General features: G+C 71.4%; 24 protein-coding genes. 11 read left to right on the top strand and 13 right to left on the bottom strand.

Annotated features, from left to right (window positions below; genetic code table 11):
• Position 1: 1 nt before the first annotated feature.
• The 5 genes from LW587_RS09745 to LW587_RS09725 all read right to left on the bottom strand — a co-directional run bounded on the left by LW587_RS09745 (position 2) and on the right by LW587_RS09725 (position 5,571).
• Positions 2-1,174, bottom strand: coding sequence for a malate--CoA ligase subunit beta (locus tag LW587_RS09745; protein ID WP_232629394.1), 1,173 nt, complete (start codon positions 1,172-1,174; stop codon positions 2-4).
• 330 nt (positions 1,175-1,504) lie between these two features.
• Positions 1,505-2,131 (bottom strand): methenyltetrahydrofolate cyclohydrolase, encoded by a 627-nt coding sequence (gene fchA, locus LW587_RS09740; protein WP_232629393.1) that lies wholly within the window; start codon positions 2,129-2,131, stop codon positions 1,505-1,507.
• Positions 2,131-2,997 (bottom strand): NADP-dependent methylenetetrahydromethanopterin/methylenetetrahydrofolate dehydrogenase, encoded by an 867-nt coding sequence (locus tag LW587_RS09735; protein ID WP_232629392.1) that lies wholly within the window; start codon positions 2,995-2,997, stop codon positions 2,131-2,133. Before LW587_RS09735 ends, fchA begins: the two co-directional genes overlap by 1 nt.
• 141 nt (positions 2,998-3,138) lie before the next feature.
• The gene (locus LW587_RS09730; RefSeq protein WP_232629391.1) at positions 3,139-4,083 is read right to left on the bottom strand and encodes a D-2-hydroxyacid dehydrogenase; all 945 of its coding nucleotides are present in this window, start codon (positions 4,081-4,083) and stop codon (positions 3,139-3,141) included.
• 279 nt (positions 4,084-4,362) lie between these two features.
• The gene (locus LW587_RS09725; RefSeq protein ID WP_232629390.1) at positions 4,363-5,571 is read right to left on the bottom strand and encodes an aminotransferase class V-fold PLP-dependent enzyme; all 1,209 of its coding nucleotides are present in this window, start codon (positions 5,569-5,571) and stop codon (positions 4,363-4,365) included.
• A gap of 669 nt (positions 5,572-6,240) precedes the next feature.
• On the opposite strand from LW587_RS09725, the gene LW587_RS09720 reads away from it, so the two are divergent.
• From LW587_RS09720 to LW587_RS09710, 3 genes are all read left to right on the top strand, one after another.
• On the top strand, positions 6,241-7,056 hold the full coding sequence (locus LW587_RS09720; RefSeq protein ID WP_232629389.1) for a UDP-2,3-diacylglucosamine diphosphatase: 816 nt from the start codon (positions 6,241-6,243) through the stop codon (positions 7,054-7,056).
• 20 nt (positions 7,057-7,076) lie between these two features.
• A complete protein-coding gene (locus tag LW587_RS09715) occupies positions 7,077-8,141 on the top strand; it encodes a glycosyltransferase family 4 protein (protein ID WP_232629388.1) in 1,065 nt (354 codons plus the stop codon).
• Positions 8,142-8,224: 83 nt separating this feature from the next.
• Entirely contained in the window at positions 8,225-8,824 is a 600-nt protein-coding gene (locus LW587_RS09710) for a ribonuclease HII (RefSeq protein ID WP_232629387.1), read from the top strand.
• Positions 8,825-8,837: 13 nt separating this feature from the next.
• Here LW587_RS09710 and LW587_RS09705 read toward each other — a convergent pair whose 3' ends face one another.
• Entirely contained in the window at positions 8,838-9,944 is a 1,107-nt protein-coding gene (locus LW587_RS09705) for a PA0069 family radical SAM protein (RefSeq protein WP_232629386.1), read from the bottom strand.
• A 174-nt stretch (positions 9,945-10,118) separates the two neighbouring features.
• Between LW587_RS09705 and LW587_RS09700 the strand changes: the two genes are divergently transcribed.
• Positions 10,119-10,640 (top strand): hypothetical protein, encoded by a 522-nt coding sequence (locus LW587_RS09700; RefSeq protein ID WP_232629385.1) that lies wholly within the window; start codon positions 10,119-10,121, stop codon positions 10,638-10,640.
• Between the two features lie 4 nt (positions 10,641-10,644).
• On the opposite strand, the gene LW587_RS09695 is transcribed toward LW587_RS09700, so the two are convergent.
• From LW587_RS09695 to LW587_RS09675, 5 genes are all read right to left on the bottom strand, one after another.
• Positions 10,645-10,920, bottom strand: coding sequence for a hypothetical protein (locus LW587_RS09695; protein ID WP_232629384.1), 276 nt, complete (start codon positions 10,918-10,920; stop codon positions 10,645-10,647).
• A gap of 121 nt (positions 10,921-11,041) precedes the next feature.
• Positions 11,042-11,422 (bottom strand): TonB family protein, encoded by a 381-nt coding sequence (locus LW587_RS09690; RefSeq protein WP_232629383.1) that lies wholly within the window; start codon positions 11,420-11,422, stop codon positions 11,042-11,044.
• A 110-nt stretch (positions 11,423-11,532) separates the two neighbouring features.
• Complete coding sequence (locus LW587_RS09685) at positions 11,533-11,745, bottom strand: hypothetical protein (RefSeq protein ID WP_232629382.1); 213 nt, start codon at positions 11,743-11,745, stop codon at positions 11,533-11,535.
• 146 nt (positions 11,746-11,891) lie between these two features.
• On the bottom strand, positions 11,892-12,446 hold the full coding sequence (gene moaB / locus LW587_RS09680) for a molybdenum cofactor biosynthesis protein B (RefSeq protein WP_232629381.1): 555 nt from the start codon (positions 12,444-12,446) through the stop codon (positions 11,892-11,894).
• Positions 12,447-12,559: 113 nt separating this feature from the next.
• The gene (locus tag LW587_RS09675) at positions 12,560-13,903 is read right to left on the bottom strand and encodes a lipopolysaccharide biosynthesis protein (RefSeq protein ID WP_232629380.1); all 1,344 of its coding nucleotides are present in this window, start codon (positions 13,901-13,903) and stop codon (positions 12,560-12,562) included.
• 394 nt (positions 13,904-14,297) lie between these two features.
• Between LW587_RS09675 and LW587_RS09670 the strand changes: the two genes are divergently transcribed.
• From LW587_RS09670 to LW587_RS09640, 7 genes are all read left to right on the top strand, one after another.
• Entirely contained in the window at positions 14,298-15,095 is a 798-nt protein-coding gene (locus LW587_RS09670) for a polysaccharide deacetylase family protein (protein ID WP_232629379.1), read from the top strand.
• Complete coding sequence (locus LW587_RS09665; RefSeq protein ID WP_232629378.1) at positions 15,082-16,233, top strand: glycosyltransferase family 4 protein; 1,152 nt, start codon at positions 15,082-15,084, stop codon at positions 16,231-16,233. The genes LW587_RS09670 and LW587_RS09665 overlap by 14 nt, the downstream gene beginning before the upstream one ends.
• 5 nt (positions 16,234-16,238) lie before the next feature.
• Complete coding sequence (locus tag LW587_RS09660) at positions 16,239-18,284, top strand: right-handed parallel beta-helix repeat-containing protein (RefSeq protein WP_232629377.1); 2,046 nt, start codon at positions 16,239-16,241, stop codon at positions 18,282-18,284.
• Positions 18,285-18,534: 250 nt separating this feature from the next.
• Complete coding sequence (locus LW587_RS09655) at positions 18,535-20,058, top strand: GumC family protein (RefSeq protein WP_232629376.1); 1,524 nt, start codon at positions 18,535-18,537, stop codon at positions 20,056-20,058.
• 253 nt (positions 20,059-20,311) lie between these two features.
• Positions 20,312-21,673, top strand: a complete 1,362-nt coding sequence (locus LW587_RS09650; RefSeq protein WP_232629375.1) for an O-antigen ligase family protein — start codon at positions 20,312-20,314, stop codon at positions 21,671-21,673.
• Positions 21,670-22,890: an acyltransferase family protein gene (locus tag LW587_RS09645; protein WP_232629374.1), complete on the top strand. Its 1,221-nt coding sequence runs from the start codon at positions 21,670-21,672 to the stop codon at positions 22,888-22,890. Before LW587_RS09650 ends, LW587_RS09645 begins: the two co-directional genes overlap by 4 nt.
• Entirely contained in the window at positions 22,887-24,023 is a 1,137-nt protein-coding gene (locus tag LW587_RS09640) for an acyltransferase family protein (RefSeq protein ID WP_232629373.1), read from the top strand. The genes LW587_RS09645 and LW587_RS09640 overlap by 4 nt, the downstream gene beginning before the upstream one ends.
• Positions 24,024-24,069: 46 nt before the next feature.
• Here the strand turns inward: LW587_RS09640 and LW587_RS09635 are convergent, their stop codons facing one another.
• Both LW587_RS09635 and LW587_RS09630 read right to left on the bottom strand, forming a co-directional pair.
• Positions 24,070-24,747: an SGNH/GDSL hydrolase family protein gene (locus LW587_RS09635; protein WP_232629372.1), complete on the bottom strand. Its 678-nt coding sequence runs from the start codon at positions 24,745-24,747 to the stop codon at positions 24,070-24,072.
• 28 nt (positions 24,748-24,775) lie between these two features.
• The gene (locus tag LW587_RS09630) at positions 24,776-25,744 is read right to left on the bottom strand and encodes a hypothetical protein (protein WP_232629371.1); all 969 of its coding nucleotides are present in this window, start codon (positions 25,742-25,744) and stop codon (positions 24,776-24,778) included.
• Positions 25,745-25,921: the final 177 nt, after the last annotated feature.

Below are 25,921 nucleotides of genomic sequence, written 5' to 3'. Positions count from 1 at the left end.
GTCAGTGCTTGGCGCCGTGGCAGGCTTCGACGGCCTTGCGCGCGGCTTCCGTGAGGGTGTCGGCGGTGATGAGGTCGAGCCCGCTCGCGGCGAGGATCTTCTGGCCCTCCTCGACATTCGTGCCGGCGAGCCGCACCACCAGGGGCACGTCGATCTTCACCTCGCGCGCCGCCTTCACCACACCCTCCGCGACCCAGTCGCAGCGGTTGATGCCGGCGAAGATGTTGACGAGGATCGCCTTCACGTTGCGGTCCGAGAGGACGAGGCGGAAGGCCGTGGCGACCCGGTCCGGCGAGGCGCCGCCGCCGACATCCAGAAAGTTCGCCGGCTCACCGCCCGCGTGCTTGATCATGTCCATGGTCGCCATGGCGAGGCCCGCGCCGTTGACGATGCAGCCGATCTCGCCGTCGAGGCCGATATAGCTGAGGTTGTGCTCGGCGGCCTGGGCCTCGCGCGGGTCCCCCTGGGACGGATCGTGCATGTCCGCGATGTTGCGGCGGCGGAACAGGGCGTTGTCGTCGAAGGACATCTTGGCGTCGAGCGCCAGCACCCGGTCGTCCTTGGTGACGACGAGCGGGTTGATCTCCAGCATGGTGCCGTCGCAGTCGCGGAACGCCCGGTAGGCGTTCATGATGGTCTTCACCGCGGCCGAGACCTGCTTGATGTTGAGGCCGAGCTGGAAGGCGATCTCGCGGGCCTGGAACTGCTGCAGGCCCACCGCCGGCTCCACCACGACCTGGATCAGGGCCTCGGGCTCCTTGGCGGCGATCTCCTCGATGTCCATGCCGCCGCGCTGGGAGGCGATGACGCGGACGCGCTCGGCCTTCCGGTCCAGCACGTAGCCGAGATAGAGTTCGCGCTCGAACGGGTCGGCGGTCTCGATGTAGACCCGCTGGACGGGCTTGCCGTCGGGGCCGGTCTGGAGCGTGACGAGACGCTTGCCGAGGAGTTCGCGGGCGGCGTCGCGAACCTCGTTGTAGGTGCGGCAGAGCTTGATTCCGCCCGCCTTGCCGCGGGCACCGGCATGGATCTGGGCCTTCACCGCCCAGAACGAGCCGCCGAGTTCGGTCGCGGCATAGACCGCCTGATCGGGGCTGAAGGCCACGGCGCCCTTCGGGACGGCGACCCCGAAGCTCGCGAGCAGCTCCTTGGCTTGGTACTCGTGAACGTCCATCCGAGTCCTCCTTGGCGTTTCCTCAAGACCGACCTTCGCGGAAAATTTTGTTTTCGTGAAGTGGTCTAGGTCTCAATTTTTTCTTTTATTGAATTTCAGTTTGCTTATCCGACAGTGACTTAGTCGGTTTTTCAGGTCGATGGTCGACCAGGGCGGCGGCAACGCCAGCCCCCGACGCGTCCCTGTCCGGCAATGCGCCGCTTCTGCGGCGGCGCCGGCCGCCCATCCCCAGCGGGAACGGGTCGCGGGCGGGGGCCAGGTTGGAGGCGGAGGGGGCGGCGCCCCCTGCCGCTTGCGGCCCCTCCCCATGCGGAAGAGGGGCCGGTCGGCTCAGTTCACCTTGGCCCTGACGACCTCGTAGACCCGCTCGTTGATCGCGGCGGCCTCCCCGAGGATCGCCTCCAGCGCCTTGAGCCGCTCCTCGGCGAAGGCGCGGTCGTCCAGGCCCTTGGCGTTGACGTAGACGTTGAGCGCCGCCGAGCGCAGGCCGGCGAAGGCGGAGAGCACCGCCACGCCCGCATCCGAGATGACGTTGAGATTGCCCTTGTCGGCGACGATCTCGGCGAGGTCGATGACCTCGCGGCAGGTGCGGCAGCAGGCCAACGGCACGTCGGTCGCGACCTTCAGGGCCTCCTGGATCTTTTCCGCCCGCGCCGCCTTCTCCTCGTCGGTGTTCTTGGGCAACCCGTAGGCGCCCATCACCGCATCGAAGGCTTCGACGTCGTCGGCGATCATGCCGGTGAGCGTCTTTCGCAGCGCTTCGGATTTCTCCAAAACCTGTTTCAGCTCGGCCTCAACTTCGAAATATTTCTTCTTGCCGATGGTGAGGTTGCACACCATCGATACGAGGGCCGCGCCCATGGCGCCGGAGATGGCGGCAGCCCCGCCACCGCCGGGGGTCGGGGCCGAACTCGCCAGCCCGTCGAGGAACTTCGCGATGGTCTCGTTCTCGGCCATCACGCCATCTCCTTGGCCAGCTTGTAGATCTCCTCGGCGTCGAACACGCCTTCGCTCGACTCGAACAGCTTGGCGATGCAGGCGCGGTGCAGCTTGAGCTTCAGGCCGCCGATGCCGAGCGCGCCGAAAGCCCGCTTGCCGCCGTATTCCTTGCCCTTGTCGGTCGCCTCGATTCCGCCGATGCCGAGCGGCGGCTGGGCGTTGTAATCGGCCACGATCTCGATCGAGGCCTCGTTCTGCCACGCGGCCTGCGGCAGCAATTCGAGGCCGATCGCACCGGCGGTGAAGACCAGATGGGCGCCCTTCACGACCGCGATGCGCGAGGCGTCGTCGGGGGTCTCGGCGGCGGTGACGTTCACCTTGAAGCGCTTGTTCACCGAGTCGGCCGCGGCCTGCGCCTTGTCGAGCTTGCGCCCGCACAGCACGACCTCGGCGCCTTCGCCGGCGAGCAACGCCGCGGAGCGCATTCCGACCGGGCCGGTGCCCGCGAGCACCACGGCCTTCTTGCCCTTCACCGAGCCGCCCGCCGCCTTGACGACGAGCGCCACGCCGGCCGCGGCGGTGGTGTTGGAGCCGTTCGAATCCAGCATGCAGGAGACGCGGAACGGGCCGAAGAAGCGCTTCTTCACCGCCTGGAACACGCGCTCGCCGGCCGCCATGTCGCCGCCGCCGACGAAGATCGCCGTCGACTGCTTCTCCTTGCCGCCGCGGGTGTAGATCGTGCCGTCGACGTAGGCGCCGACGTTCTCGGGCGTGACGTTGCCGTAGCCGGTGATGTGGTCGGCACCGCCGTCATAGCCGACGACGACGTCGAACACGCTCGGCGTGGGGTCGGTGTCGAACTGGAAGAGCAGCTTCTTGGACATGATTCCTCTGGCCGGTTGAAGGGCCGCGCGGGCATCACGCGGCGCGTTTCCATGGAGGATCGTCCGACGCCCGTCCGGCGCCGCCCGTCCTCGCCCCTGGGTCTCTTTGGTGCGGCGGCCCGTGACCCGGGCCGCACGGGATCACGCCTCGACGACGTTCTGCGGCTTGCCCGCGACGTAGGCCTCGATGTTGTCGACGAGCTGGTCGGCGAGGATCTGCATCGCCTCCTTGCTGGCCCAGGCCACGTGCGGGGTCACGATCAGGTTCGGCAGGTCGGCCTCGCAGAGGATGTTGCCGTCCTTCGGGGGCTCCTGGGCCACCACGTCGAAGCCGGCGCCGCCGATGGTGCCGTCCTTCAGGGCCTGGAGGAGCGCCGCCTCGTCCACGAGCCCGCCCCGGGCCGTGTTGATGAGGATCGCCGAGTTCTTCATCGTCTTCAGCTGCTCGGCCCCGATCATGTTCTTGGTGTCGGGGGTGAGCGGCACGTGCAGCGTGATGACGTCCGACTGGGTCAGGATCGTCTCGAGATCGACGAGCCCGTCCTGCGGGAACACGTCATAGGCCAGCACCTTCATGCCGAGCGCCTCGGCGCGCTTGCCGATCGACTTGCCGAGGGCGCCGTAACCGATGATGCCCAGCGTCGAGCCGGCGATGTCGTAGATCGGATAATCGAAGTAGCAGAACTGGGTCGACTTGTTCCAATCGCCCCGCCGCACCGAATTGGCATAGGGAACGATGGCGCGGCGCAGCGCGAACATCAGGCCGATCACGTGCTCGGGCACGGTGTTGAAGGCATAGCCGCGGATGTTCACGGTCGTGATGCCCTGCGCCTTGGCGGCGGCCTTGTCGACCACGTCCGTTCCGGTGGCGGCGACCGCGATCAGCTTCAGATCCGGAAGCTGCTTGAGCGTGTCGGCGCGCATCGGCACCTTGTTGATGACGGCGATCTCGGCGCCCTGGAGCCGCTCGACGACCTCCTCGGGCGTCCAGGTCGAGTCGTATTCCTTGTATTCGTGCGGGAAGTTGAACGCGCGAACCTTCGCATCGAGCGACTCGCGGTCAAGGAACACGACTTTTTTCGTCATTCTGGACCCCTTCCGGTCATCCGGCGTCGGCGTCCGCCGGCTCTGAGAGTGCCTCACGAAACGCCCGGTCGCGGCCCGTTCCCGCGCCGGCGGCGCGGGCGTTTCGTGAGGGACACCCGCGGTTTCCTCAACCCAGGCCTGTTCTGTCTCCCGCACTCCGCCGGTGTCGCCCTGTGGGCACCGTCGGGCGTCGTGCGAGGCCCTCTTACTTAGGCGAAGCGGCGCCGTTGGAACCGGCGCCGCCTCGATTATTCACGCTTCGACGCTTAGGCCTTGCGTTCAGGCCTTGGCGAGCGGGTTCTCGCGCAGGTAGCTGGAGGCTGCGGCCACGCCGGAGCCCGGGGTCACCGTCACGCCGTTGTCGAGGAGCGACATCTCCGCGCCCGCGATCGCGCCGAGCAGGGACAGCTCGTTGAGATCGCCGACATGGCCGATGCGGAACACCTTGCCGGCGACCTGCGAGAGGCCGGCGCCGAGGGCGAGGTTGTAGCGCTCATAGGCGTGCTTGATGATCTTGGCGCCGTCGACGCCCTCCGGCACCAGGATGGCGGTGACGGTGTCCGAGTTCCACTTCGGGTCCTTGGCGCAGGTCTTGAGACCCCAGGCCGCGACGGCCTGGCGGGTCGCCTCGCCGAGCACGTGGTGGCGGTGATAGACGTTCTCCAGCCCTTCCTCGAACAGGCAGGCCAGGGCCTCGCGCAGGCCGTAGAGCAGCGGGACCGACGGGGTGTAGGGGAAGTAGCCGGCCGGGTTCTGCTTCAGCATGTCTTGCCAGTCGAAGTAGACATGGGCGAGACGGTCGTTGTTGCCGCGCAGGGCCTCGGAGGCCTTGAGCGCCTTCGGGCTGATGCAGATCACGCCGAGACCGGCGGGCAGCATCAGGCCCTTCTGGGAACCGGCGATGGCGCAGTCGACCTTCCACTCGTCCATCTTGAACGGCAGCGAGGCGATCGAGGAGACGCCGTCGACGAACAGCAGGGCCGGGTGACCGGCGGCGTCGATCGCCTTGCGCACCGCGCCGATGTTGGAGGTGACGCCCGTGGCGGTCTCGTTATGGACCACCATCACGGCCTTGATCTCGTGATTCTTGTCCTCGCGCAGGGCCTGCTCGATCTTGTCCGGATCGGCGCCGGTGCCCCACTCCTCTTCCTGGACGATGACGTCGAGGCCGATGCGCTGGGCCATGTCGATCCAGAGATGGCTGAACTGGCCGAAGCGCGAGGTCAGCACCTTGTTGGTGCGCGCCAGCGTATTCGTCAGCGCCGATTCCCAGATACCGGTGCCGGAAGCCGGGAACAGGATGATGGTGCCGTCGGTCGAGCCGAACACCTTCTTGGTGTCCTCGAACAGCGGCTTCGTCAGCTTCGGGAAGTCGACCGAGCGGTGATCCTCGGACGGCACGACCATCGCCCGCTGAACCCGGTCCGGGATGTTGGTCGGGCCGGGAACGAACAGGTGGTTGCGTCCCGGACGTCTCGTTGCCGCCATGAATGTCTCCTCCGCTCACATGGTGCGGGGCCGGCCTTCGGCCGCGCGCCCGCCTGTTCTGTCAAAGACGGGCAAGCGCCCGCCGCGAAACGTCGTCATGTCGGCCGGCGCGCGAAGCGTCCGCCGGCCGGGGCCGTGCCCCCTGCGATGTCGGATCGTCGATCGGTCCGGAGCGGCGAAGCGGCTGTCAGGCCGCCCGCGTCGCGGCGCGTGCAGTCACGCCGGTCGCCTCCAATGAACCGAGCCCTCGATGCGTCAGCCTCGCAGCGCATTCAAGCGCGCTCCCGCTGATTGTCGTCGGCGTCCCCATCCCGTTCCGTCCATCCTGCGTCTCTGCGGACGCTCCGCGCAAGCCCCGAGGGCCACGCGCGGCAGATGACCTTGGCGGCCGTTATGCGCTCCCCGGCGCTGGATGCAAAACCGAAAAAACTGAACTGAAAAACAAAAAGATTTTCGTATGCGCGCCCCGCAGGCAAGGCGTGCGCGACGAGCCGGCTCGCCGCAGGGCCCGTTCTGTTCACGCGCGGGAGGCTGTTCACGCGCGGGAGGGACCTCTCGGTCTCTCGTCTTCGCAAATCCCGCTCGCGCCGGACACGAGCCCGGGCCCGTCATCAAACTGAGATCGGAATCCGGTTTGGCTCGGCCCGTTGCGAGGACCGGAGGCGCAAAGTGTCCCAGGATCCGGAATCGACCATCCGTGTGCGGACGCTGTTCTTGTCCGACCTGCATCTCGGCACCAGGGGCAGCCAAGCGGCGCTGCTGCTCGACTTCCTGCGCGAGGTCGATGCCGACACGATCTACCTCGTCGGCGACATCGTCGATGGCTGGCAGTTGCGGTCCGGCTGGTACTGGCCGCAGGCTCACAACGACGTGGTGCAGAAGATGCTGCGCAAGGTGCGCAAAGGCGCCCACGTCGTCTACGTGCCGGGCAACCACGACGAGTTCCTGCGCGACTATAACGGCATGACCTTCGGCGGCGTCGAGATCGCCGAGAGCCGGATCCACGAGGCGGCGGACGGCCGGCGCTACCTCGTCATCCACGGCGACCAGTTCGACATGGTGGTGCGCCACTCGAAATGGCTCGCGCATCTGGGCGACGGGGCCTACACCGCGGCGCTCTCCGTCAACACCGTCGTCAACCGGGTGCGCCGCCGCCTCGGGATGCCCTACTGGTCGCTCTCGGCCTGGGCCAAGCTGAAGGTGAAGAACGCGGTCAACTTCATCGGGCAGTTCGAGACCTTCCTCGCCGCGGAAGCGAAGCGCCAGGGGGCGGACGGGGTGATCTGCGGCCACATCCACCATGCCGCGAACCGCCAGATCGACGGCCTGACCTACCTCAACACCGGCGACTGGGTGGAATCCTGCACCGGCATCGTCGAGCATTACGACGGCCGGATGGAGGTCCTGCACTATCCGACCCTGCTGCGGGAGCGCCGGGCGGCGGAGGCCTTCGAGCCCGCCGACATCTCGCGCGCCGTCGCCTGACCCGTGCCGAAGGCCATCCCGTGAGGCTGCTCATCGCCACCGACGCGTGGCACCCCCAGGTCAACGGCGTCGTCCGCTCGATCGAGCGCATGGCCGAGGCCGGGACACGGCTCGGAATCAGGCCGGTGCTGCTCACGCCCGCCGATTTCCCGGCCCTGCCGATGCCGGGCTATCCCGAGATCCGGCTCTCCCTCGTGACCCGGCGGGGCGTGCTGGCCCGCTGGGACCGGCTCGCCCCCAGCCATGTCCACATCGCCACCGAGGGCCCGATCGGCCACGCGGTGCGCGCCGCCTGCCTGCGGCGGGGGCAGGCCTTCACCACGAGCTACCACACCCGCTTCCCCGAGTACCTCGCTGCCCGGGCGCCCGTGCCGCAGGCCTGGAGCTACGCGTGGCTGCGCCGCTTCCACGCGGCGGGCAGCGGCACCATGGTCAGCACGCCCTCCCTCGAGCGCGAGCTGGCCGGGCGGGGCTTCACCGGGCTGATGCGCTGGACCCGCGGGGTCGACACCGCGCTGTTCCGCCCCCGCGACGGGGACGCGCTGCCGGGCCTGCCCCGGCCGATCTTCCTCTCGGTCGGGCGGCTCGCCGTGGAGAAGAACCTCTCGGCCTTCCTCGGCCTCGACCTGCCGGGCTCGAAGGTCGTCGTCGGCGACGGGCCGGACCGCGCCCGCCTCCAGGCCCTGGCGCCGGACGCGCATTTCCTCGGCGCCCTCACCGGCGAGGCGCTGGCCCAGGTCTATGCCAGCGCCGACGCCTTCGTGTTCCCCAGCCTGACCGACACCTTCGGCATCGTGCTCCTCGAGGCGCTCGCCTCGGGCCTGCCGGTGGCGGCCTACCCGGTCACCGGCCCCCTCGACGTGATCGGCGGCACCGGCGCGGGCGCCCTCGATCCGGACCTGCGCGCGGCGGCGCTGGCCGCGCTCGCCGTGCCGCGGGCGCGCTGCCGGGCGGAGGCCCTGCGCTACACCTGGGCGGAGAGCGCGCGCCAGTTCTACGAGAACATCGCGCTGGCGCATGCCGTCGGCCCGCTCACGCGGGCGCCGGACGACCTCGACGCGGCGGCCCTCGCCGGGCCGGGCTGAGCGCTTTTTCACCGCCCCTGGGATGACCGCGGGCGGCCGGGATGCGAGGGTCCGCCCCCGACTCCCAGTCCGGCCCGATCCCGATGCGTCCGTTCGATCCCGCGCTCGCTGCGACCTACCCGGCCGTGATCGGCTGCGACGAGGTGGGGCGCGGCGCCCTGTGCGGGCCGGTGATGGTCGCCGCCGTGTGGTTCGACCCCCTCGCCTTCCCGGCCGAACTCCTCGCCCGCCTCGACGACAGCAAGCGGCTCGACCGCGCCGCCCGCGCGGCGCTGACCCCGCAGATCCGGACCCATGCCCGGGTCGCCCTGGCGGCGGGCTCCCGGGCGCTCGTCGACCGGGTCAACGTGCGCGCCGCCACCCTCGACGCCATGCGCCGGGCGGTGCTGCGCCTGGGCCTTCCCGGACCGGTGCTGGTGGATGGGCGCGACGCGATCCCCGGGCTCGCCCAGCCCTGCCGCCCGGTGATCGGCGGCGACCGGCTCGTGCCACAGATCGCCGCCGCCTCGATCGTCGCCAAGACTTTTCGCGACGACCTGATGCGGCGGCTGGCGATCCGCCACCCGGCCTATGCCTGGGAGCGCAACGCCGGCTACGGCACCGCGGCGCACCTCGCCGGTCTCTCGGCCCAGGGGCGCAGCCCACACCATCGGGTGAGTTTTACGGGGCGGTTTCCCGGGTGAGCGGCAGTCCCGCTCAAAACAAAGCCAATTGCTCCCCGGCCCGGGGCGGCGGACGGAACAGGTCCGTCCTCTGGCGCAGCGGCTCCTCCGGGAAACCGAGCCGCCGCTTGGCGAGCGCGAAGCGGCTTCGGATCAGGTCGGCATAGGGGCCGCGGCCGATCATGCGGGTGCCGAAGGCGGAATCATAGGCCTTGCCGCCGCGGGCCCCGCTCAGCAGCGAGAAGATGTGCGCCCGCCGCCCGGGATAATGCTCCGACAGCCAGTCGCCGACGAGATCGTCGAGTTCGTGCGGCAGGCGCAGCAGCACGTAGCTGGCCTCCCGGGCGCCGGCCGCCCGCACCGCCTCGAGGATCGCCTCGATCTCGTGGTCGTTGAGAGAGGGGATGATCGGCGCCACGATCGCCATGACCGGCACGCCCGCTGCGCTCAGGGTACGGATCGCCTCCAGGCGCTTGGCCGGGTGGGGGGCGCGCGGCTCCATCCGGCGGGCGAGGACCGGATCGAGGGTGGTGACCGAGATCGCCACCTTGACGAGGTCGTGCGTGGCCATCTCGCCCAGGAGGTCGCGGTCGCGCAGGATCAGGTTCGATTTCGTGACGATGCCGACCGGATGGCGGAGGCGGGCGAGCACCGCCAGCACCGCCCGGGTGATCCGGTGCTCCCGCTCGATCGGCTGGTAGGGATCGGTCGCGGTGCCGAGCGCGATGGTGCGCGGCCGGTAGCCGGGCGCCGCCAGTTCGTGCTCGAGCAGCGCGGCCGCGTCGGGCTTGGCGAACAGCTTCGTCTCGAAATCGAGCCCCGGCGAGAGGCCGGCATAGGCGTGATTGGGCCGCGCGAAGCAGTAGATGCAGCCGTGCTCGCAGCCGCGATAGGGATTGATCGAGCGGTCGAAGGAGATGTCGGGCGAGGCGTTGCGGGTGATGATGGTGCGGGCGCGCTCGAGGGACACCTGGTTGCGCAGGGGCGCCGGGGCGTCCGGTGTCCAGCCGTCGTCGAAGGCCTCGCGGCGGGTGGCCTCGAAGCGCCCGTCCGGGTTGGCCGTCGCGCCGCGCCCACGCCGCCTGTCTGCGGCGACGCCGCTTCCGGCGAGTCCCGCCCCCGGTCCGGTCGTTCCCGGCATGCCCCTCATCCAGACGGCCCCTCGCCTTGCTGCGAAAGGAACATATCATGAACAAAAACTTCGTACATGCCCAAGATTCGCGCAGCCTCGGGTTTTCAAGCCCGTCGCCTGCCGGCGCGACATGGCCTAGACCCCGCAAAACCCTTTGTGCGTGAGCAGGACCGACCCCCGATCATGATTTCCGGCCTGATCCACGTGGCCCGGCCCGCCGATCCGGCGATGGTCGAGGGCCTCGCCGACACGCTGAGTGCGCTCGTCGCAGGCGTGGCGGCGGGGCTCATGGGCGATGCCGTGATCGTGGCGGGGGCGGCGAGCGAGGCCCTGGAGACGATCGCCGAAGGCAGCGGGGCGCGCCTCGTGCTGCGGCAGGCCGGCACGAATCCGTGGAGCGCGGGGGCCCGGGCCGCGCGGCGCGACTGGCTGCTCTGCCTGGAGCCCGGCGACATTCCCTCGGAGGGCTGGATCCGCAGCCTCGACCGCTTCGTCGGCACCGCCCGGCCGGATGTCGGACTCGGCCGGATGCGCCGGCCCCATGCCCGCCTGCCGACCCGGCTCGCCGCCCGGAGCGAGCGGGTGCTGGGAGCGGCCCAGCCGCGAGCCGGCGACGTGGTGCGCCGGGCAGCGGTCCTGTCCGGCCTGCCGTTCTCGCCGCGCCTGACGGTGCGGGTCCTGTCGGCGCGGCTCGACCGCGGCTGACCGATCAGGCGAGGCGCAGCGCCTCCTCGGCCTCGCCGACCTGGGCGAAACGCGGTCCGCCGCCCTGTCCCTGGCTCTGCTCCCAAGATTCGAGGGCGCGATTGACGGCGCCCGTCACCTCGCCCGATCCCATCGTCGGGCGGATCGCTGCCACGAGGCGGGTCAGGAGGAACTGCTCCAGTTGCGGAGGGGTCGGCCCGCGCGTCCGCTGGGCGTAGGCCGCGTAGACCCGCTCGGCGAGGGCGCGCGCGGCGCGTTCGGCCTCGGGGATGTCCGTCATCATCGTCCTCCCGCGCGGCCCCGGGTGCTCCGGAGGCCGGCTCTGTCCCTTGCCGATGCGCGGGTCTTCCGGACGCATCGGCGTGTCCCGAGCGCCGTCCGCCCCCTCTCGGGTCGGTGCTCTATCGCAGGGTCAACGGGAAACTCAGCTCGGTGTATCCCTCCAGCGTGAGAAGCCCGGGCGGAGGCGGCGCGAACGGCCCGGCGGCCTGGGCCGCCCGGCGGGCGCGTTCGCCGAGGGCCGCGGGCCCCTCCTCCACCGCGAGGTCGTCGAGGCGCCCGTCGGCCCCGATCCGAACCCGGATCGTCACCCGCCCGCCTCGGCCGGCCGCGGCCCGGGCCGCCCGATCGGCCGTGCCGATGCGGCTCACCACCTCGGCGACCCAGGCCCGCGCCCGGGCGTCGATCCCGGAGGCCGCGGCGACCTCTGCGCCTCCGGACCAGACCAGGGCGAGGAGGGCCAGCAGCACCCGGGCGATCTGACGAGGGAAACGGGACGCCACGCGCAAGACACTCCGCAAAGACATCGCACGATACGCCAAAAGGCCGGGCCTGCCGGCCAAACACGAAAAAGGGCGCCTTACGGCGCCCCCGACACGAAGCGTGCCGACCGCTACATGCGGTTCTTCTTCGATTTCATCTTCTTGGACTTCATCGCGCCGCTGCCGGACATCTTGCTGCCGGACATGCTGCCCTCGGGCTGGACTCCGGTGGCGTTGGAGCCGGTCATCTGCGTGGTATTGGCGCCCTGCTGCGCCAGAGCGGGCGTGGCCATGGCCGCAGCGCCGACAAGGAGCGCGGCCGCAAGGCCGATCGAACATTTCATGGGGCGTCTCCCGGTAAGGTGTCGTTCTATCAAACGCGACTGGAGCACCAACCGGCGGCTGTGGCCGGGGTTCCGCCTCGCCGACGGCCCTTTGTCGTTGCGCCGCAACAGGAATTTTCCCGCAAAGCCCCCAGGCCGGGCAACTTTCAAGGCTTGGCCGGGGCGCCCCGGCGCAGGTGCTCGTCGAGGCGCGGCATGATCTCGACGAAGTTGCAGGGCCGGTGCCGATAATCGAGCTGGCTGACGAGGATCCCGTCCCAGGCGTCCTTGCAGGCCCCGGGGGAGCCCGGAAGCACGAAGACGTAGGTCGCGCCGGCCACGCCCGCCGTCGCCCGCGATTGCAGGGTCGAGGTGCCGATCTTGTCGTAGCTGATCCGGTGGAACACCGCGGAGAAGCCGTCCATCCGCTTCTCGAACAGCGGCTCCAGGGCCTCCGGCGTCACGTCGCGCCCGGTGAAGCCGGTGCCGCCGGTGGTGATGACCACGTCGACGCCCGGATCGGCGATCCAGCCCTCCACCTTCTCCCGAATGGCGCCGACCTCGTCCGGCACGATGTCCCGCTCAACGAGCCGGTGCCCGGCCTCGGTCACCCGCCCGGCCAGCACGTCGCCGGAGCGGTCGTCGGCGAGAACCCGGGTGTCGGACACCGTCAGCACGGCGATCGAGAGGGGGATGAAGGCGCGCTCGGAGGAATCGGGCATGGGGGGCTCGCTGGCTCGGGTCGGGGTCGCGGCGCGCCAGGTCGGACGTCGTCCGGCGCGCCCCCGATATGGGCCCGTCCCCGGCCGGGGACGACTCCCGGCCGTGGATCGCGTCAGCGCGCCCGGGCGAGCGGGGTCGGCATCGGGCGGGATTGCAGGCGCATCGCCACCAGAAGATAGATCAGCGACGCGGCATGGCCCGCGGTGACCGCGGCCGCCGCCCCCGCGACCCCGCCATGGTGCATCAGCGGCACCACCACGGCCAGCGAGACGACCATGCTGACGCCGAGGGATTCGAAGATCACCCGGGTGTTCTGCTTGGCCCGGAAGTAATGCGCCGCCAGATCCCGCACCAGGATCACCCCGACGCCGACCGCGAGGATGCGCAGGCAGGCCGCATAGGCCGCGTAGTCCGGCCCGAAGATCAGGGTCAACCATAGCTCGGCCGGCCCAGCCAAAACCACGAGGATCGTCATGATCGGCGCCCCGAGCCGGATGCCGGCCTGGAGCAGGTAGCGCCGCAGGGCGTCCTCGCCGCCCTCGGAATGGGCCCGGGCCGCCCGGACCGGCAGCACGTTCTCGGTGGCGCTGAGCAGGAGCGCGACGGTGCCGACGAGGTACTGCGCCGCCCGCAGACCGCCGAGGGCGTCGAGGCCGAGCCAGGAGCCGGCGACCATCCACACGAGCTGTTCCTGGGCGAAGGTGACGAACACGATCGGCAGCAGCCAGCGGGCGATGGGGGCGTGGCGCCGGCTCATCGCGCCGAGATGCACCATCCCGGTGCCGCGCAGGAGCGGGCGGCCCACCGCCAGGGCGAAGGGCAGGCTGGTGAGGAGCGAGGTGATCGCCAGCATCCAGACGTAGCCGTTGACGCCCACGGTGCCGTGTTCCAGCCAGACGAGGCCCGCCGCGAGGGGGAAGCTCACCGCCCGCACGAGATCCATGCCGAGCGCCCGCATCCCCCGGCCCCGGGCGAACAGGAGCCGGCGCAGGGTGAATTGAAGGTTCTGCGACAGCATCAGCGCGCAGGCCGAGAACAGGGCCCCGACCGTCAGCTGACCGCTGACCGTGAGGGCGAACACCACGAAGGCCGCCCCCGGGGCCGAGAGCAGGAGGGCGGCGACCAGGATGTTGGCCCCGTAGAGCCGCGAGAGGGCGCCCCGGGAGCCGGCCAGCGTCATCATCGGGGCGGTGATCAGCGCGTTGTGCAGCCCCTGCGCGAACGAGATCACGATCAGGATCAGCGCGAAATGGCCGAACTCGACGATGCCGAGCAGGCGGGCGGCGGCGATGCCGCTGAGGAAGCCGAACCCGCTGACGATCCCCTGGTCCGCCAGGGAGACCAGCGCGGTCGGTGGGCGCCTCAGGAATCGGGCGGCGCGCTGGCGCAGGCGTCCGGCGAGCGGGGCGGCGTCTTGCCCGGTATCGGGCGGGGCGTCGTGCACGAGGTCCTGCATCGAAAGCTTTCTGATGGAAACGGGGTCCAAGGAGCCGGGAAGCGGCCAGGCAAGTCGTTCGTCCGGGCGGCCGCGGCAGCGCGACCGCCGTCAATCCGGCTCAGACACCGCACCGATGCCGGGCGGGCCTGTCCCATCCGGGATCGTCTCCGGCCGCCGCGCTCGTCCGATGACCCACCATGAGCACCGCATCCCGCTGCCTGTCCCGACAGGGGACAAAACCATGACTTCGTGAAGCCTTCTGCAAAGTACAGGCCGGGCATCATAGCGGCGCGGCCGACAGCCAATCCTAAAAATCTAACCCTCTGATTAACCAATATAACAGCCGGGGCTCTCAGAGGGGTACATCGAGCGCTTAAGACAAACTATAAAAGGATAGGGCGGCGAGGCAGGCATGTATCACTGGGTCAAAAGCACCTTGCGCGACACGCCGGCACTGCGTGCCCTGGCCCTTCGGGGCGGCGCGCTGCTGCGCTCGATCGCCCATGCGGAGCCGGGCCTCTATACCCTCTGCTACCATCAGGTGCCGCCCGCCCTGCAGGAGCGCTTCGCCGACCAGCTGCGCCATTTCGGGCGCTTCGGTGACTTCCTCGACGCCGACACCGCCTGCGCGCGACTGGCCTCGGGCTGGCCGCCCCGCGACCGGGCCTTCCTCGTCACCTTCGACGACGGCTACGCCGACACCCACGACGTGGCGATGCCGGTACTGCGGGCGCTCGGCATCCCGGGGATCGTCTTCCTCGTCAGCGACTGGCTCGACGCGCCGCCCCAGGCGGAGGGCGAGCGCCTCTACATGACCCGCGCCGACGTCGCCTCCTGGCTGGCGGCGGGTCTCCAGATCGGCTCGCACGGGGCCCGGCACGTCCGGCTGAGCACGATCCCGGGCGAGACGGTCGCCGCCGAGATGACCCGCTCGCGTCAGGCATTGTCCGCGCTGGCGGGCCGGCCGATCGACCATTTCGCCTGTCCGTGGGGCGTCGCCGGGCACGATTTCGACGTCGCGCGCGACACCGGCCTGGCGCGGGAGGCCGGCTACCGGACCTTCTTCACAACGCGGCGCGGCCATACCCGGAGCGCGGGGGACCTCCTGCTGATGCCGCGCCACGTGGTCGAGCCGCACTGGTCGCTGTTCGAACTGGAGGCCCTCATGGGCCGCGGCCGATTGAGGAGGCGGATTGATGGGACGGCCTGAACCCGTGCCGGTGGCCGCGCAGGCGCGCGCGCGGCGGCCCGTCGTCGTCGTGACGGGGGCGCTCGCGCCCTACACCCATCGGCTCTACGAGCGGCTGGCCGAACGCCTCGAGCGGCCGCTGCACGTCCTGTCCTGCACGCCGCGGGAAGCCGCGCGGCAATGGGTGGTCGACGCCCCGCGCCTGTTCCGGCACGAGGTGCTGCCGGGCCTGCGCTGGCACCGGGACGCGGTGCGCAACCTCTACGTCAATCCCGCGGTGGTGACGCGGCTCGCCGCGCTGGATCCCGCCGCGCTCGTGCTCAACGATTTCTCGCCGACGATGCTGATGGCCTCCGCCGTCGCGCGGATGCGGCGCATCCCCTATCTGATCCGCACCGACGGCGTCCCGGAGACCGATCCGGGCCAGCGCTCCGCGCCCCACCGCTGGCTGCGGCGGGCCATCGTCGCGGGCGCCCGCGGCGGGATCGGGCCGAGCCCGGGCAGCGCCCGGCTCCTCGCCCTCTACGGCCTGCCGCCGGAGCGGTTCTCGGCGAGCCCCCTCTTCCCGGCCTGGACGCCGGCCGCCCCCCCGCCGCCGGACGACGCCCGCCCCTACGATCTCCTGTTCTGCGGCATCCTCAACGAGGAGGTGAAGGGCGCCCGCTTCTTCACCGATGTCGTGCTCGGCGCTCTGGCCCGCGGCCGGCGCCTGCGGGTGCGGGTCGCGGGCGACGGCCCCCTGCGGGCCGAGATGACGGCCCGTTTCGCCAGCGCGGGGATCGACGCGCAGTTCGACGGCTATCTCGGCCAGGACGCGCTGCCGGCGGTCTACGCCTCCGCCCGGCTGTTCCTGTTCCCGAGCCGGGGCGACGTCTGGGGCATCGTGGTGCACGAGGCACTCCAGAGCGGGACGCCGGTTCTGGCCTCGCCCCATTCGGGCATCGCCCGCGACCTGCTGGCCGCCCATGGAAGCGGCGCGGTTCACGAACTCGTGCCCGAGATCTGGACGGAGACGGCGCTCGCGCTCCTCGACGACGCGCCGCGCCGCACCGCCCTGCGCGCGGCCGCCGCCCGGGCCCTGCCCCACTTCACCCCCGAGGTGGCGGTGCAGGGCTATCTCGACGGCCTGCATCCGCTCCTGTCGGGAGTCCGGGCCTGACGCCGATGCCAACGCCCCGTTCGACACCGGACGCCCCGAACCGGCCCCGCCGCGCCGCGCGGCCGCGGGCCGCGGGCCTCGGGGCGCTCCTGTGTCTCGGGGCGGCGAACCTGCTGGCGGGCGAGGCCGCGGCCGCCGCGGAACAGGTGATTCATGTACGCCCGCCGATGACCCTGCAGCAGGCGGTCGACGCGGCCGCCGCCCTGCGCGCCCGGAATCCGGACCGCCCGGTGGCGATCGAACTGGCGCCGGGCCTGCACCGGGTCGGGGCCGAGGTCCGGATCGGCGCCGAACATGGCGGCACGCCCTCCGCCCCCCTGGTGCTACGCGGAAGCCCCGACGGCACGAGCCGGGTGGTCGGCAGCGTGCCGCTCGAGCGCGTCGGCCTGCCGCCGGACCTCGCGGCGAGGCTTCCCGCCGCCGCCCGGGCCAAGGTCCGGGCCTTCCGGCTTCCGGCGAGTCTCGCCGCGCGCCCGCGGATCCGTCCGCCGCGCCGGCTCGGTCCGCCGCCGCTGCCGCTCACCTTCGAGGTGTTCGACGACCGGGGCGCCCTCGTCCCCGCCCGCTGGCCGAACGACGGCCTCGCCCCCGTGGCACCGGGCCCGGCCGTCACCGCCCTCGGCGGGGCCGGGCCGACCATCCGGATCGAGGGGTCGCAGCCGGACGCGTGGCGCGGGGAGCCGGATCTCTGGGCCGAGGGCTACTGGAGCTGGGGCTGGCTGTTCGAGACGATCTCGGCCAACGTCCCTGCGACGGGGCCCGCGCTTCCGCGGCTCGCCGCCCAACCCTATGACGGCCTGCGCGGGATCGCCCGGGCCCGCATCGTCCACGCCCTCGCGGAGCTCGACGCGCCGGGCGAGTGGTGGCGGGACGGGGCGCGCAACCTCCTGCTGGTCTGGCCCCGCGACGGGGCGGGCGCCATCGAGGTCTCGATCACCAACACCCTCCTGGTCCTCGACCGCGTCTCTCACCTGCGCATCGAGACCCTGCGGCTCGAACGGACCCGCGGCGATCTGCTGGCGGCCACGGGCGGCGGCGACGTGATCGTGCGCAACAGCGCGCTTGCCTGGGCGGGTCTGCGCGCGGCGGTGTTCGAGAACGTCCAGGGCGGCGGGTTGGAACGCTGTGCCATCGCCGATACCGGCTTCGGGGCCGTGCGCCTCGTCTCCGGGGACCGGGCGACCCTGACGCCGGGCGGCTTGTTCCTGCGCGACAGCCGGATCACACGGCACGCCCGGCTCTCGCACACTCAGAGCCCCGCGGTGGAGCTCGACGGGGTCGGCGCCCGGGTCATCGGCAACTACGTGCACGACGCGATCGATTACGCGGTCTACCTGCGCGGCAACGACCATCTGGTCGCCGACAACGAGATCACCCGCCTGCTCGACGGAGCCACCGACAACGGCGCGATCTATGCAGGGCGGGACTGGACCGCGCGGGGATCGACGATCCGCGGCAACTTCCTGCACGACATCCGGACCCGGCCGGGCCGCGAGGTCAAGGGCGTCTATCTCGACGACATGGCGAGCGGGCTGACCGTCGAGGGCAACCTGTTCGTCCGGGTCGATCAGCCGGTCTTCATCGGCGGCGGGCGCGACAACATCGTGTCCGGCAACGTCTTCGTGCAGTCGAGCCCGGCGGTCCATATCGATGCGCGCGGGCTGACCTGGGCCGCGCCGTCCGTCGCCGATCCGGCCTCCGAGATCCGCGCCGCGCTCGCCGCGATGCCGGTCGGGTCCGCGCTGTGGCGGCGGCGCTACCCGTCTCTGGCCGGGATCCTCACCAACGAGCCGGGGCGGTCGCGGGACAACCGGATTGCCGGAAACATCTTCTGGGCGAGCGAGCCCTTCCGCTACGAGGCGCCCGCCCGGGCCAGCGACCAGTCGATCCTGAGCAATCGCGAGGCCGCATCGGCGCCGGCGCCCGGGCCCGGCATCATCCCGGCCGATTTCGCCGCGCCCCCCGTCGGAGCCGGCTCCTTCCGCCTCGCGGTCGAGCGGATGCGCCGCTCGACCCTGCCACTCGCGCCGGTGCCGGCCCGGGGCGGTTAGCGCGAAGGCTTGGGCGCTCCGGATCGGCACAGGTGTCCGATCCGGGCCGGCGCCCGCCCTCTCGCCGACCGGATGCGCGGGGCCGGGGCCGGCGAGATGTCCCCGAACGGGACGGCGGGGGCGGCAGCGTCCTTGCAGGATGGTGAGACCGTCCGGGCATGTCTTGGATGGACGGCAGGGTGGTCGCGAGAGCACCGAACCGAGAGGAGCCGGCCCCGGGCCGGTCTGTGGAATGACAAGCCACGTCACCATGCGCGGAAGCGTGCCGATTTCCTCCCTCGACTGGCGCCTCGGCGGCGCCGGGCAGTCGCGTTCGGTCTCGCCGGCCCAGGTTGTCGCCATGATCGGCCGGCGGCGCTGGCTCATCCTCCTCGCTCTGATCCTCGGCACCCTCGGCGGCGGCTTCTTCGTCGCCACGATGGAGCCGCGCTACATGGCCACCGCCCAGGTCATCATCGATCCCCGCGGCCTGCGCGTGGTCGAGCGGGAGGTGACGCCCAACGTCGACAACGCCGACGCCCAGGTCGCGACGGTCGAGAACGAGATGCGGGTTCTGCGCTCCAGCAGCGTGCTCGAGGCCGTGGTGGCGCGCGAGGGGCTCGACCGGGATCCCGAATTCATCGGCGACCCGCCCGGACTGATGCGCCGGCTGCGCAGCGGCCTCGCAGAGCTTCTCGGGCAGTCGCCCCCTCGCGAGCCCGACCCGCGCCGGAGCGCCCTCCAGAGCCTGGAGCGCAAGGTCGCCGTGCGCCGGGCGGAGCGGAGCTTCGTGATTGAGGTGACCGTCGCGAGCCGGGACGCCGACAAGTCGGCCCGCATCGCCAACGACCTCGTGACGATCTACACCGAGCAGGCCGGCAAGACCCGGGCGGATCTCGCCCGGCGCTCGGGCGTCTCCCTCGACAACCGCCTCGCCGAGCTGCGCGCCGCCGTGCGCGCGGCGGAGGACCGCGTCGAGACCTTCAAGAACGAGCACGATCTCGTCAGCGCCGACGGCAGCCTGACCCGCGACCTGCGCCTGCGCGACATCAACGCCCGGCTCGTGACCGCCCGGGCCCGCACCACCGAGGCCCAGGCCCGCATGGAGCAGGCCGGCGCCCTCAGCGGCAAGCTCGACGGGATGACCGAGTCGGTGCAGTCCCAGGCCGTCGTGCAGCTGCGCGGCCAGATCGCCGAGGTCCGCCGCCGCCGGGCCAACCTCGCCAATGTCCTGGGTCCCCGCCATCCGGAGCTCGCCTCGGCGAGCCGGGAGATCGAGGTGCTTCAGGAGCAGCTCGACCAGGAGCTGCGCCGGATCGCCGAGTCGGCCCGCAACGATTACCGCCGCGCGAAGCAGACCGAGGAAGAGCTGCGCAAGACCGTGGAATCGATGTCGCGCGCCTCCTTCGTCGACAGCCGGGCGCTCACCGAGCTGCGCGAGCTGGAGCGGGAGGCGGAGGCGCGTCGGACGCTGTTCTCGCAATATCTCGTCCGCTCCCGGGAGCTCACCGAGCAGACCCAGGTGGACCTCAACAACATCCGGGCGATCAGCGCGGCGATCCCGCCCGATCGGCCGACCAACCTGAGCAAGGTCGTGATCCTGGCCATCGGCAGCCTGATCGGGTTGCTCCTCGGCCTCGTCCTGGCGATCTTCCTCGGCGTGCTGCGCGGCGAGGCCTCCGCGGACACCGACCGGCCGGCCGAGGGCGAAGCGCCCGCCGCCCGCCCGGGCCCGGCCGAGCCGCAGGCGCCGAAGGCCGCCGCCTGGGCCGGGTCCGTGCGGGACTTCCGCTGAGACAAGTCCGATTCACGATGCCGCGCGAAAGCGCGCGGCCGCCCCTCGTCCCCACCGGGGCGGCGACGGGGCGGCAGGGATTTCGTGACAGGCTTACGAGCGCTCTCCGCCGAACCGGACGTCGGTTCGGCCCAGGAGAGCGCTCTCAAGCAACGACCGAGAGCCGCGCTCCCGTCTCAGCGTGATGGGGGCACGGCTCTCGACACGACCGATCCGAACATCCCGTCCCGAGCTTGCTGCCGAGCGTTCCGCCATGAGCGAGGCGACCTTCCCACTCCCCGCCAGCGTGCCGGCCGCATCGACCGTGGGCGCGCCCACGGGCCGTATCCCGTGGCGGGTGCTGTTCGTCGTCTTCGCCGTGCTGATGTGCGTGAACGCCTTCTACGCGACCTTCGCGGGCGGCAGCGACGAGTTGGGCAACGCCAAGTCCCATGTCCCGTCGAACCGGGGCAACGTCCTCTATGTCGGACTCTGGCTGCTGCTCTATGCCGTGTCCGGATGGGTGGTTTTGCGCGACTTCCTGCGCAACGGGCTCGATCTGTGCCTGCTCGGGGTGACGCCGCTGGCCGGCTACATCCTGCTGTCCGCGGCGTGGTCGGCCAATCCCTGGGCCTCGCTGGTGCCGGCGGGCATGCTCGTCCTGAACATCGTGATCGCCGCGGCCCTGGCCTCGATCGTCCACCCGGCGCGGTTCCTGCGCATCTTCGCCTGGACCAACGTGGTGCTGGTGGGGATCTCGCTGGCGCTGGTCGTCGTCACACCCGACACCGTGCGCACCGACATCAACCGGCCGGGCCTGCTGATGACCGGAGAGCTGTTCGGCGCCTACGCCAACAAGACCGTCCACGGCATGTCGGCCTCCATCGCCATCCTGGTCCTGCTGTTCCTGCCCGGCAACAGCCCCCGCATCCTGCGCTGGCCGGCGCTGGGCATCCTGACGCTCGGCCTGATCCTGGCCAACTCCATGGCCTCGGTGAGCGGCACGCTGGTGGCCGCCCTGGCGCTGACGGCGGCGCGCCTGATGCCGCGTCTCGGCCTCGTCATCTTCGGCACGGCCAGCGTCCTGTCGATCCTGGTGGCGCTCAGCCTGCCCTTCATCGGCGTCGGCGAGATCGCCACGGCGCTCGGACGCAGCGCCGACTTCACCGGGCGGAGCACCTTCTGGCCCTATGCCATGGACGCCATCAAGGAGCGGCCGCTGTTCGGCTACGGCTATCTCAGCTTCTTCAACACCGACCCGTTCTCCATGGCCTGGACGGTGTGGGAGCGCGAACTGTACTTCTTCACGCCCGATTTCCACAATTCCTTCCTCGACATCCTGGTCGGGCTCGGGATCGTCGGCGGTGTCTTCTACCTCATCCTGCTGTTCGTCTCGGCGGGCATCTTCGCCCATCCGAGCCTGGAGCGCCGCTGCGCCTACCTGCTCTCGGCGATCCTGCTCGTGTTCATCTTGAACAGCGCCACCGGCTTCCTCTTCCTGGCGCATAACCGGATGTCGGCGATCTTCCAGTTCTACTGCCTGTTCGTGCTGTGCCGCAGCTACCGGGTCGCCGACCCGCTCGCCACGGCGGCCTGGACGGGGCGCGTCCCCCAGCCCCGCGGAGTCGTCCGGTGAAGTCTCCCCCCCAGGCCGGCGGACACGGCGCCGGACAGAGCCTTGGTCAAGGTCTTGGTCAAGTCGCCGGGCTCGACGCCCTGCGCTTCGCGGCCGCCGGCCTCGTGATGCTCTACCATCTCGCCTGCACCTCCTGGCTGGTGCCCTCGAGCGAGGCGGCGGCGCTGCTGGCCACGCCGGTCGCCTATCCGGGCCTCCTGCCCCTCAGCGCCGCGGGCTGGATCGGCGTGCCGATCTTCTTCGTCATCTCGGGATTCGTCATCGCCTACACGGCGGCGAGCGCCGCCCCGGGCCGGTTCCTGGAGAATCGGTTCCTGCGCCTGATGCCCTGCGCGTGGTTCTGCGCGAGCCTGTCCTTCGTCCTGGCCCTCGGCTTCGCTCCGGAGGGCGCCACCGAGCTGCTCGGGCGCTACCTGCGCACCCTGGTGCTGTTCCCGGCGCCCCGCTGGATCGACGGCGTGTACTGGACGCTCGGGATCGAGATCAGCTTCTACGCCTTCGTCTTCGCCCTGCTGGCGATCGGCCGGGCCGACCGGCTCGAGCCCGCGGTGGCCGCCCTCGGCCTCGCCAGCGCGCTCGCCTGGTGCCTCGCCGCGAGCCCGCTCCTGCCCGGCCTCGACGTGCTGATCAGCACCCGGATCGCCAAGCTCCTCCTCGTCACCCATGGCTGCGAATTCGCCCTCGGGGTCGTGTTCTGGGCCGCGGCCGGCGGCGGCTGGACCGGCCGTCGCCTTCTCGTGGCCGGCCTGTGCCTCGCCGGCTCCCTGTGCCAGATCGGCTACGACGCGCGCTTCACCCGGAACAGCCTGGGCCTCGATCCGACCGCCCTGACCCCGCTCCTCGTGCCGGTGGCGATCTATCTCGGCTTCCTCGGCCTGTTCCTGCTCTCGGTGCGCTTCAACGCGGCGCTGCTGCGCGGGCTCGGCCGGGGCGCCCCGGCGCTGCGCGCGCTCGGCCTGTCGACCTACCCGCTCTACCTGCTCCACACCTTCGTCGGCGTCCTGGCCATGCGGGCGGCCCTGGCCCTCGGCACCGATCCCGCCATGGGCCTCACTTTGGGCATCGCAGCCTCGGTGGCGGCGGCGCTCGCGGTCTCGGGCTGGATCGAGCCGGGCTTGCGCGCGGCGCTGCGCCGCCGGATCGACCGCCATCTCCGGCCCCGCCTCGGCCTCCTCGGACCCGCGGCGGCCCCCTCGACCAGCAGGACGCCGGCATGAGCCCCGCCTCCCTTCCCCCCAAGGCGGCCATGCCGCACCTGCCGCAGCTCGACGGCCTCCGGGCGCTGGCGGTCGGCCTCGTGTTCCTGTCCCATGCGGGCCTCGGCCACGTCGTGCCGGGCGGGCTCGGCGTCACGATCTTCTTCTTCCTGAGCGGCTACCTCATCACCACGCTGCTGCGGGTCGAGGCGCTCAACACCGGCGGCATCAGCCTCCGGCACTTCTACCTGCGGCGCGTCTTCCGCATCTTCCCGCCGCTCTACCTGACCCTTCTGTTTGCCGGGCTGCTCTATGCACTGGGCCTCCTCAAGGGGCCCTACGATGCCGCCGTGGTGCTGATGCAGGCCGCCTTCGCGGCGAATTATGTCGGCGTCCTCGGCGGCGACATCACCCTCGGCCTGCCCCTGCCGCTCTGGTCGCTCGCCGTGGAGGAGCATTTCTATCTGCTCTTCCCCCTCGCCTTCCTGTTCGCCCTCGGCCGCGTCACGGCGGCCCGGCTGGCCGCGCTCTGCCTCGCGGCCTGCCTCGCCGTGCTGGCGTTCCGGGTCGCCGCGGTGATGACCCTGCCGGATGCCTCCGACATCTACATCTGGACCCATACCCGCGCCGATTCGATCCTGTTCGGATGCGGCCTCGCCCTGTGGCGCAACCCGCTGCTCGACGGGACGGCCGCCTACCGCCCCGGCTCGGGCCAGGCGGCGGCGGCCCTCGCGGTGCTGGCGGCCACGGTGCTGATCCGCGACGAGACCTTCCGGCAGACCCTGCGCTACACCGTCCAGGGCGGCGCCCTGTTCGTGCTGTTCGCCGCGCTGCTCCAGCCTCCGGCGGAGGGACCCGTCGGGTGGGCGGCCCGCCTGCTCTCGACGCCGCCGCTGACCCGGATCGGCCTTTATTCCTACACGATCTACCTCGTCCACGCGGCGATGATCGAGGTCGTGGCCGGCTTCACCGCCTCCCACCTCGTTCAAGGGGGGCTCGGCCTCGCTCTGACCCTCGCCTACGCCGCGCTGATGCACCGCTTCGTCGAACGCCCGTTCGGGCGGATGCGGCGCCGGCTCGACGCGCCGGGCGCCGACGCGCCGGCGGGCCATGCCGCCGGGCGACCGATGGCCGTCCAGGCCCCGGCGGAGTGAGCCCCGCGATCGCCCGCTCCGTCGCGCGGGCGGACGGCGCGGGCCGTCACCAGGAGCGGGCGAGGAGCGCTCCGTGCACCGCCGCGGCGACGGCGGCCTGGCCCGCCTGGTTGAGATGGATGTGGTCCGCCCGCAGGGCGCGGGGCGGCACGTCGCGGGCGATGTCGGCCCGGTCGAGCAGTGAGGGCGTGAGCCCGGCCGCCGCGAGGCCCCGGGCCACGAGATGGCCGCGGATGTCGAGGAAGCGCCTGCCATGCTCGGCCAGCAAGGCCGCGTTGAGTGCCAGGATCGCCCGGTGGCCGGGCGCGCCCCGGTATTCCTCCGGCACGTCGGCGTTGAGGATCGACAGGACGAGGGCGCATCCGCTGCGCAAAGAGGCCACCATGGCCCGGATATCCGCCTGGACCCGCGCGGCATCGTCGTAATTGTTGCGTCCGGCCCAGATCACGGCGACCGCGTCGCGGGACGCGGCGTCGGCGAGCATCCGCGCCGCGATCTGCGTGCTCGACTCGCCGCCCACGCCGGCATTGCGGACCGGCCGGGGCGGGGCGAAGGCCCGGCCGAGGGCGGCGGGATAGCGCCCGGCCTCCGTGCGCGCGCCGGTGCCGAAGGTCAGGCTGTCGCCCCAGGCGACGATCGGACGGGGAGCCTCCGCCCGAGCCCGTCCGGCGAGGCCCGCCGCCAGGAGGACGAGGCCGAAGCGGCGGCGATCGGTCGGCGGCATGGGCAGGGCCTCCGGCCGGCGCTGGGGATCAGGCCCCGAACAGGACGATCTCGGTATAGGCCAGATCGCCCGCCGCGGGCGGGTTGGGGCCGCGGGCGAATTTCGGGGCGCGGCCCGGGAAGTAGCGGCCGGCGATTCCGGGCGGGCGGGCGAGGGCGTCGAGGACGAACCACGGCATGGCGTGGCGCAGGAGGAGATAACGGCCGACCGCCCCGAGGCAGGCGGTCAGGTCGAGAGTCGGCGAGCGGTAGACAAGCTGGAGGCCCGGCAGGCGCAGCCGGGCGAGACGCCCCGGCAGAAGCTTGAGGGCGCGGCGCTGGAACAGCAGCGCCCCGGCCTCCGCCCCGTCCGACCAGACGAGGCCGAGGCAACCATAGGAGACGTGGTCGGCGACGAGGCGGGCCTCCGCCTCGGGAAGGAGCTCCAGGGTCTCGGGCGAGGCGGCCCGGACCCGGCCGCGGTGGCGCCCGAGCAGGGGCAGGGACAGCATCTGGCCGGCGCAGATCGATTTGAAGCCGCGCGCCTTGTGCATCGCCCAGGTCTGGGGCGCGGGCGAGACGTTGACGTAGGTCACCGCCTTGTCGCGCATGGCGAAGCCGTCGAGCAGCGTGCCGAGGGAGCGGAATTCCGGCTTCACGTACCAGCTCGACAGATTGCAGCGCCAATGGGTGCCGCCTTCCGCCTCGACGGCCCGGTAGAGGGCCAGCAGCACGCCCACCGCCTCGCCGTCCCGCTCGAGCAGGTAGCCGTAGCGCGGCACGCCATCCGGCAGGCTTTGCGCCCGGTGGCGGGCGAAACCCGTGCGCCAATAGGCCTCCGAGCGGTCCGAGAACCCGGTCCGCAGCAGGCCGATCACGGCATCGAGGTCGTGCTCCTCGATGGTGCGGCAGCGAACCTTCGCGCGCTCGGGCTTGGGGGCGGCGGGGTTGGGGACGGCGGGGTTGGGGGCCGCGGGCATCGCCGCCGGCGCTTCGGCGGCATCGTGCAGGGCGTACATCGGCGACACTCTCGGAGCCTCGCTGGACTGGGGCCCGGGGCGGAGGCGCAACCGCATCCGTTCGGATCGGGAGTCAGGTTGGTCGGGAAGGATGAGGGTTCGGTGAAGGCAGGCCGGGCCATTCCCGGTCATCCCGCCCCGAGACGCATCCTGCGATGCGCCGCGCGGGGGGAGACG

The organism is Methylobacterium sp. Leaf118 (assembly GCF_920984675.1).
GTDB lineage: Bacteria > Pseudomonadota > Alphaproteobacteria > Rhizobiales > Beijerinckiaceae > Methylobacterium.
This window is presented reverse-complemented; position numbering and strand designations above follow the sequence as displayed.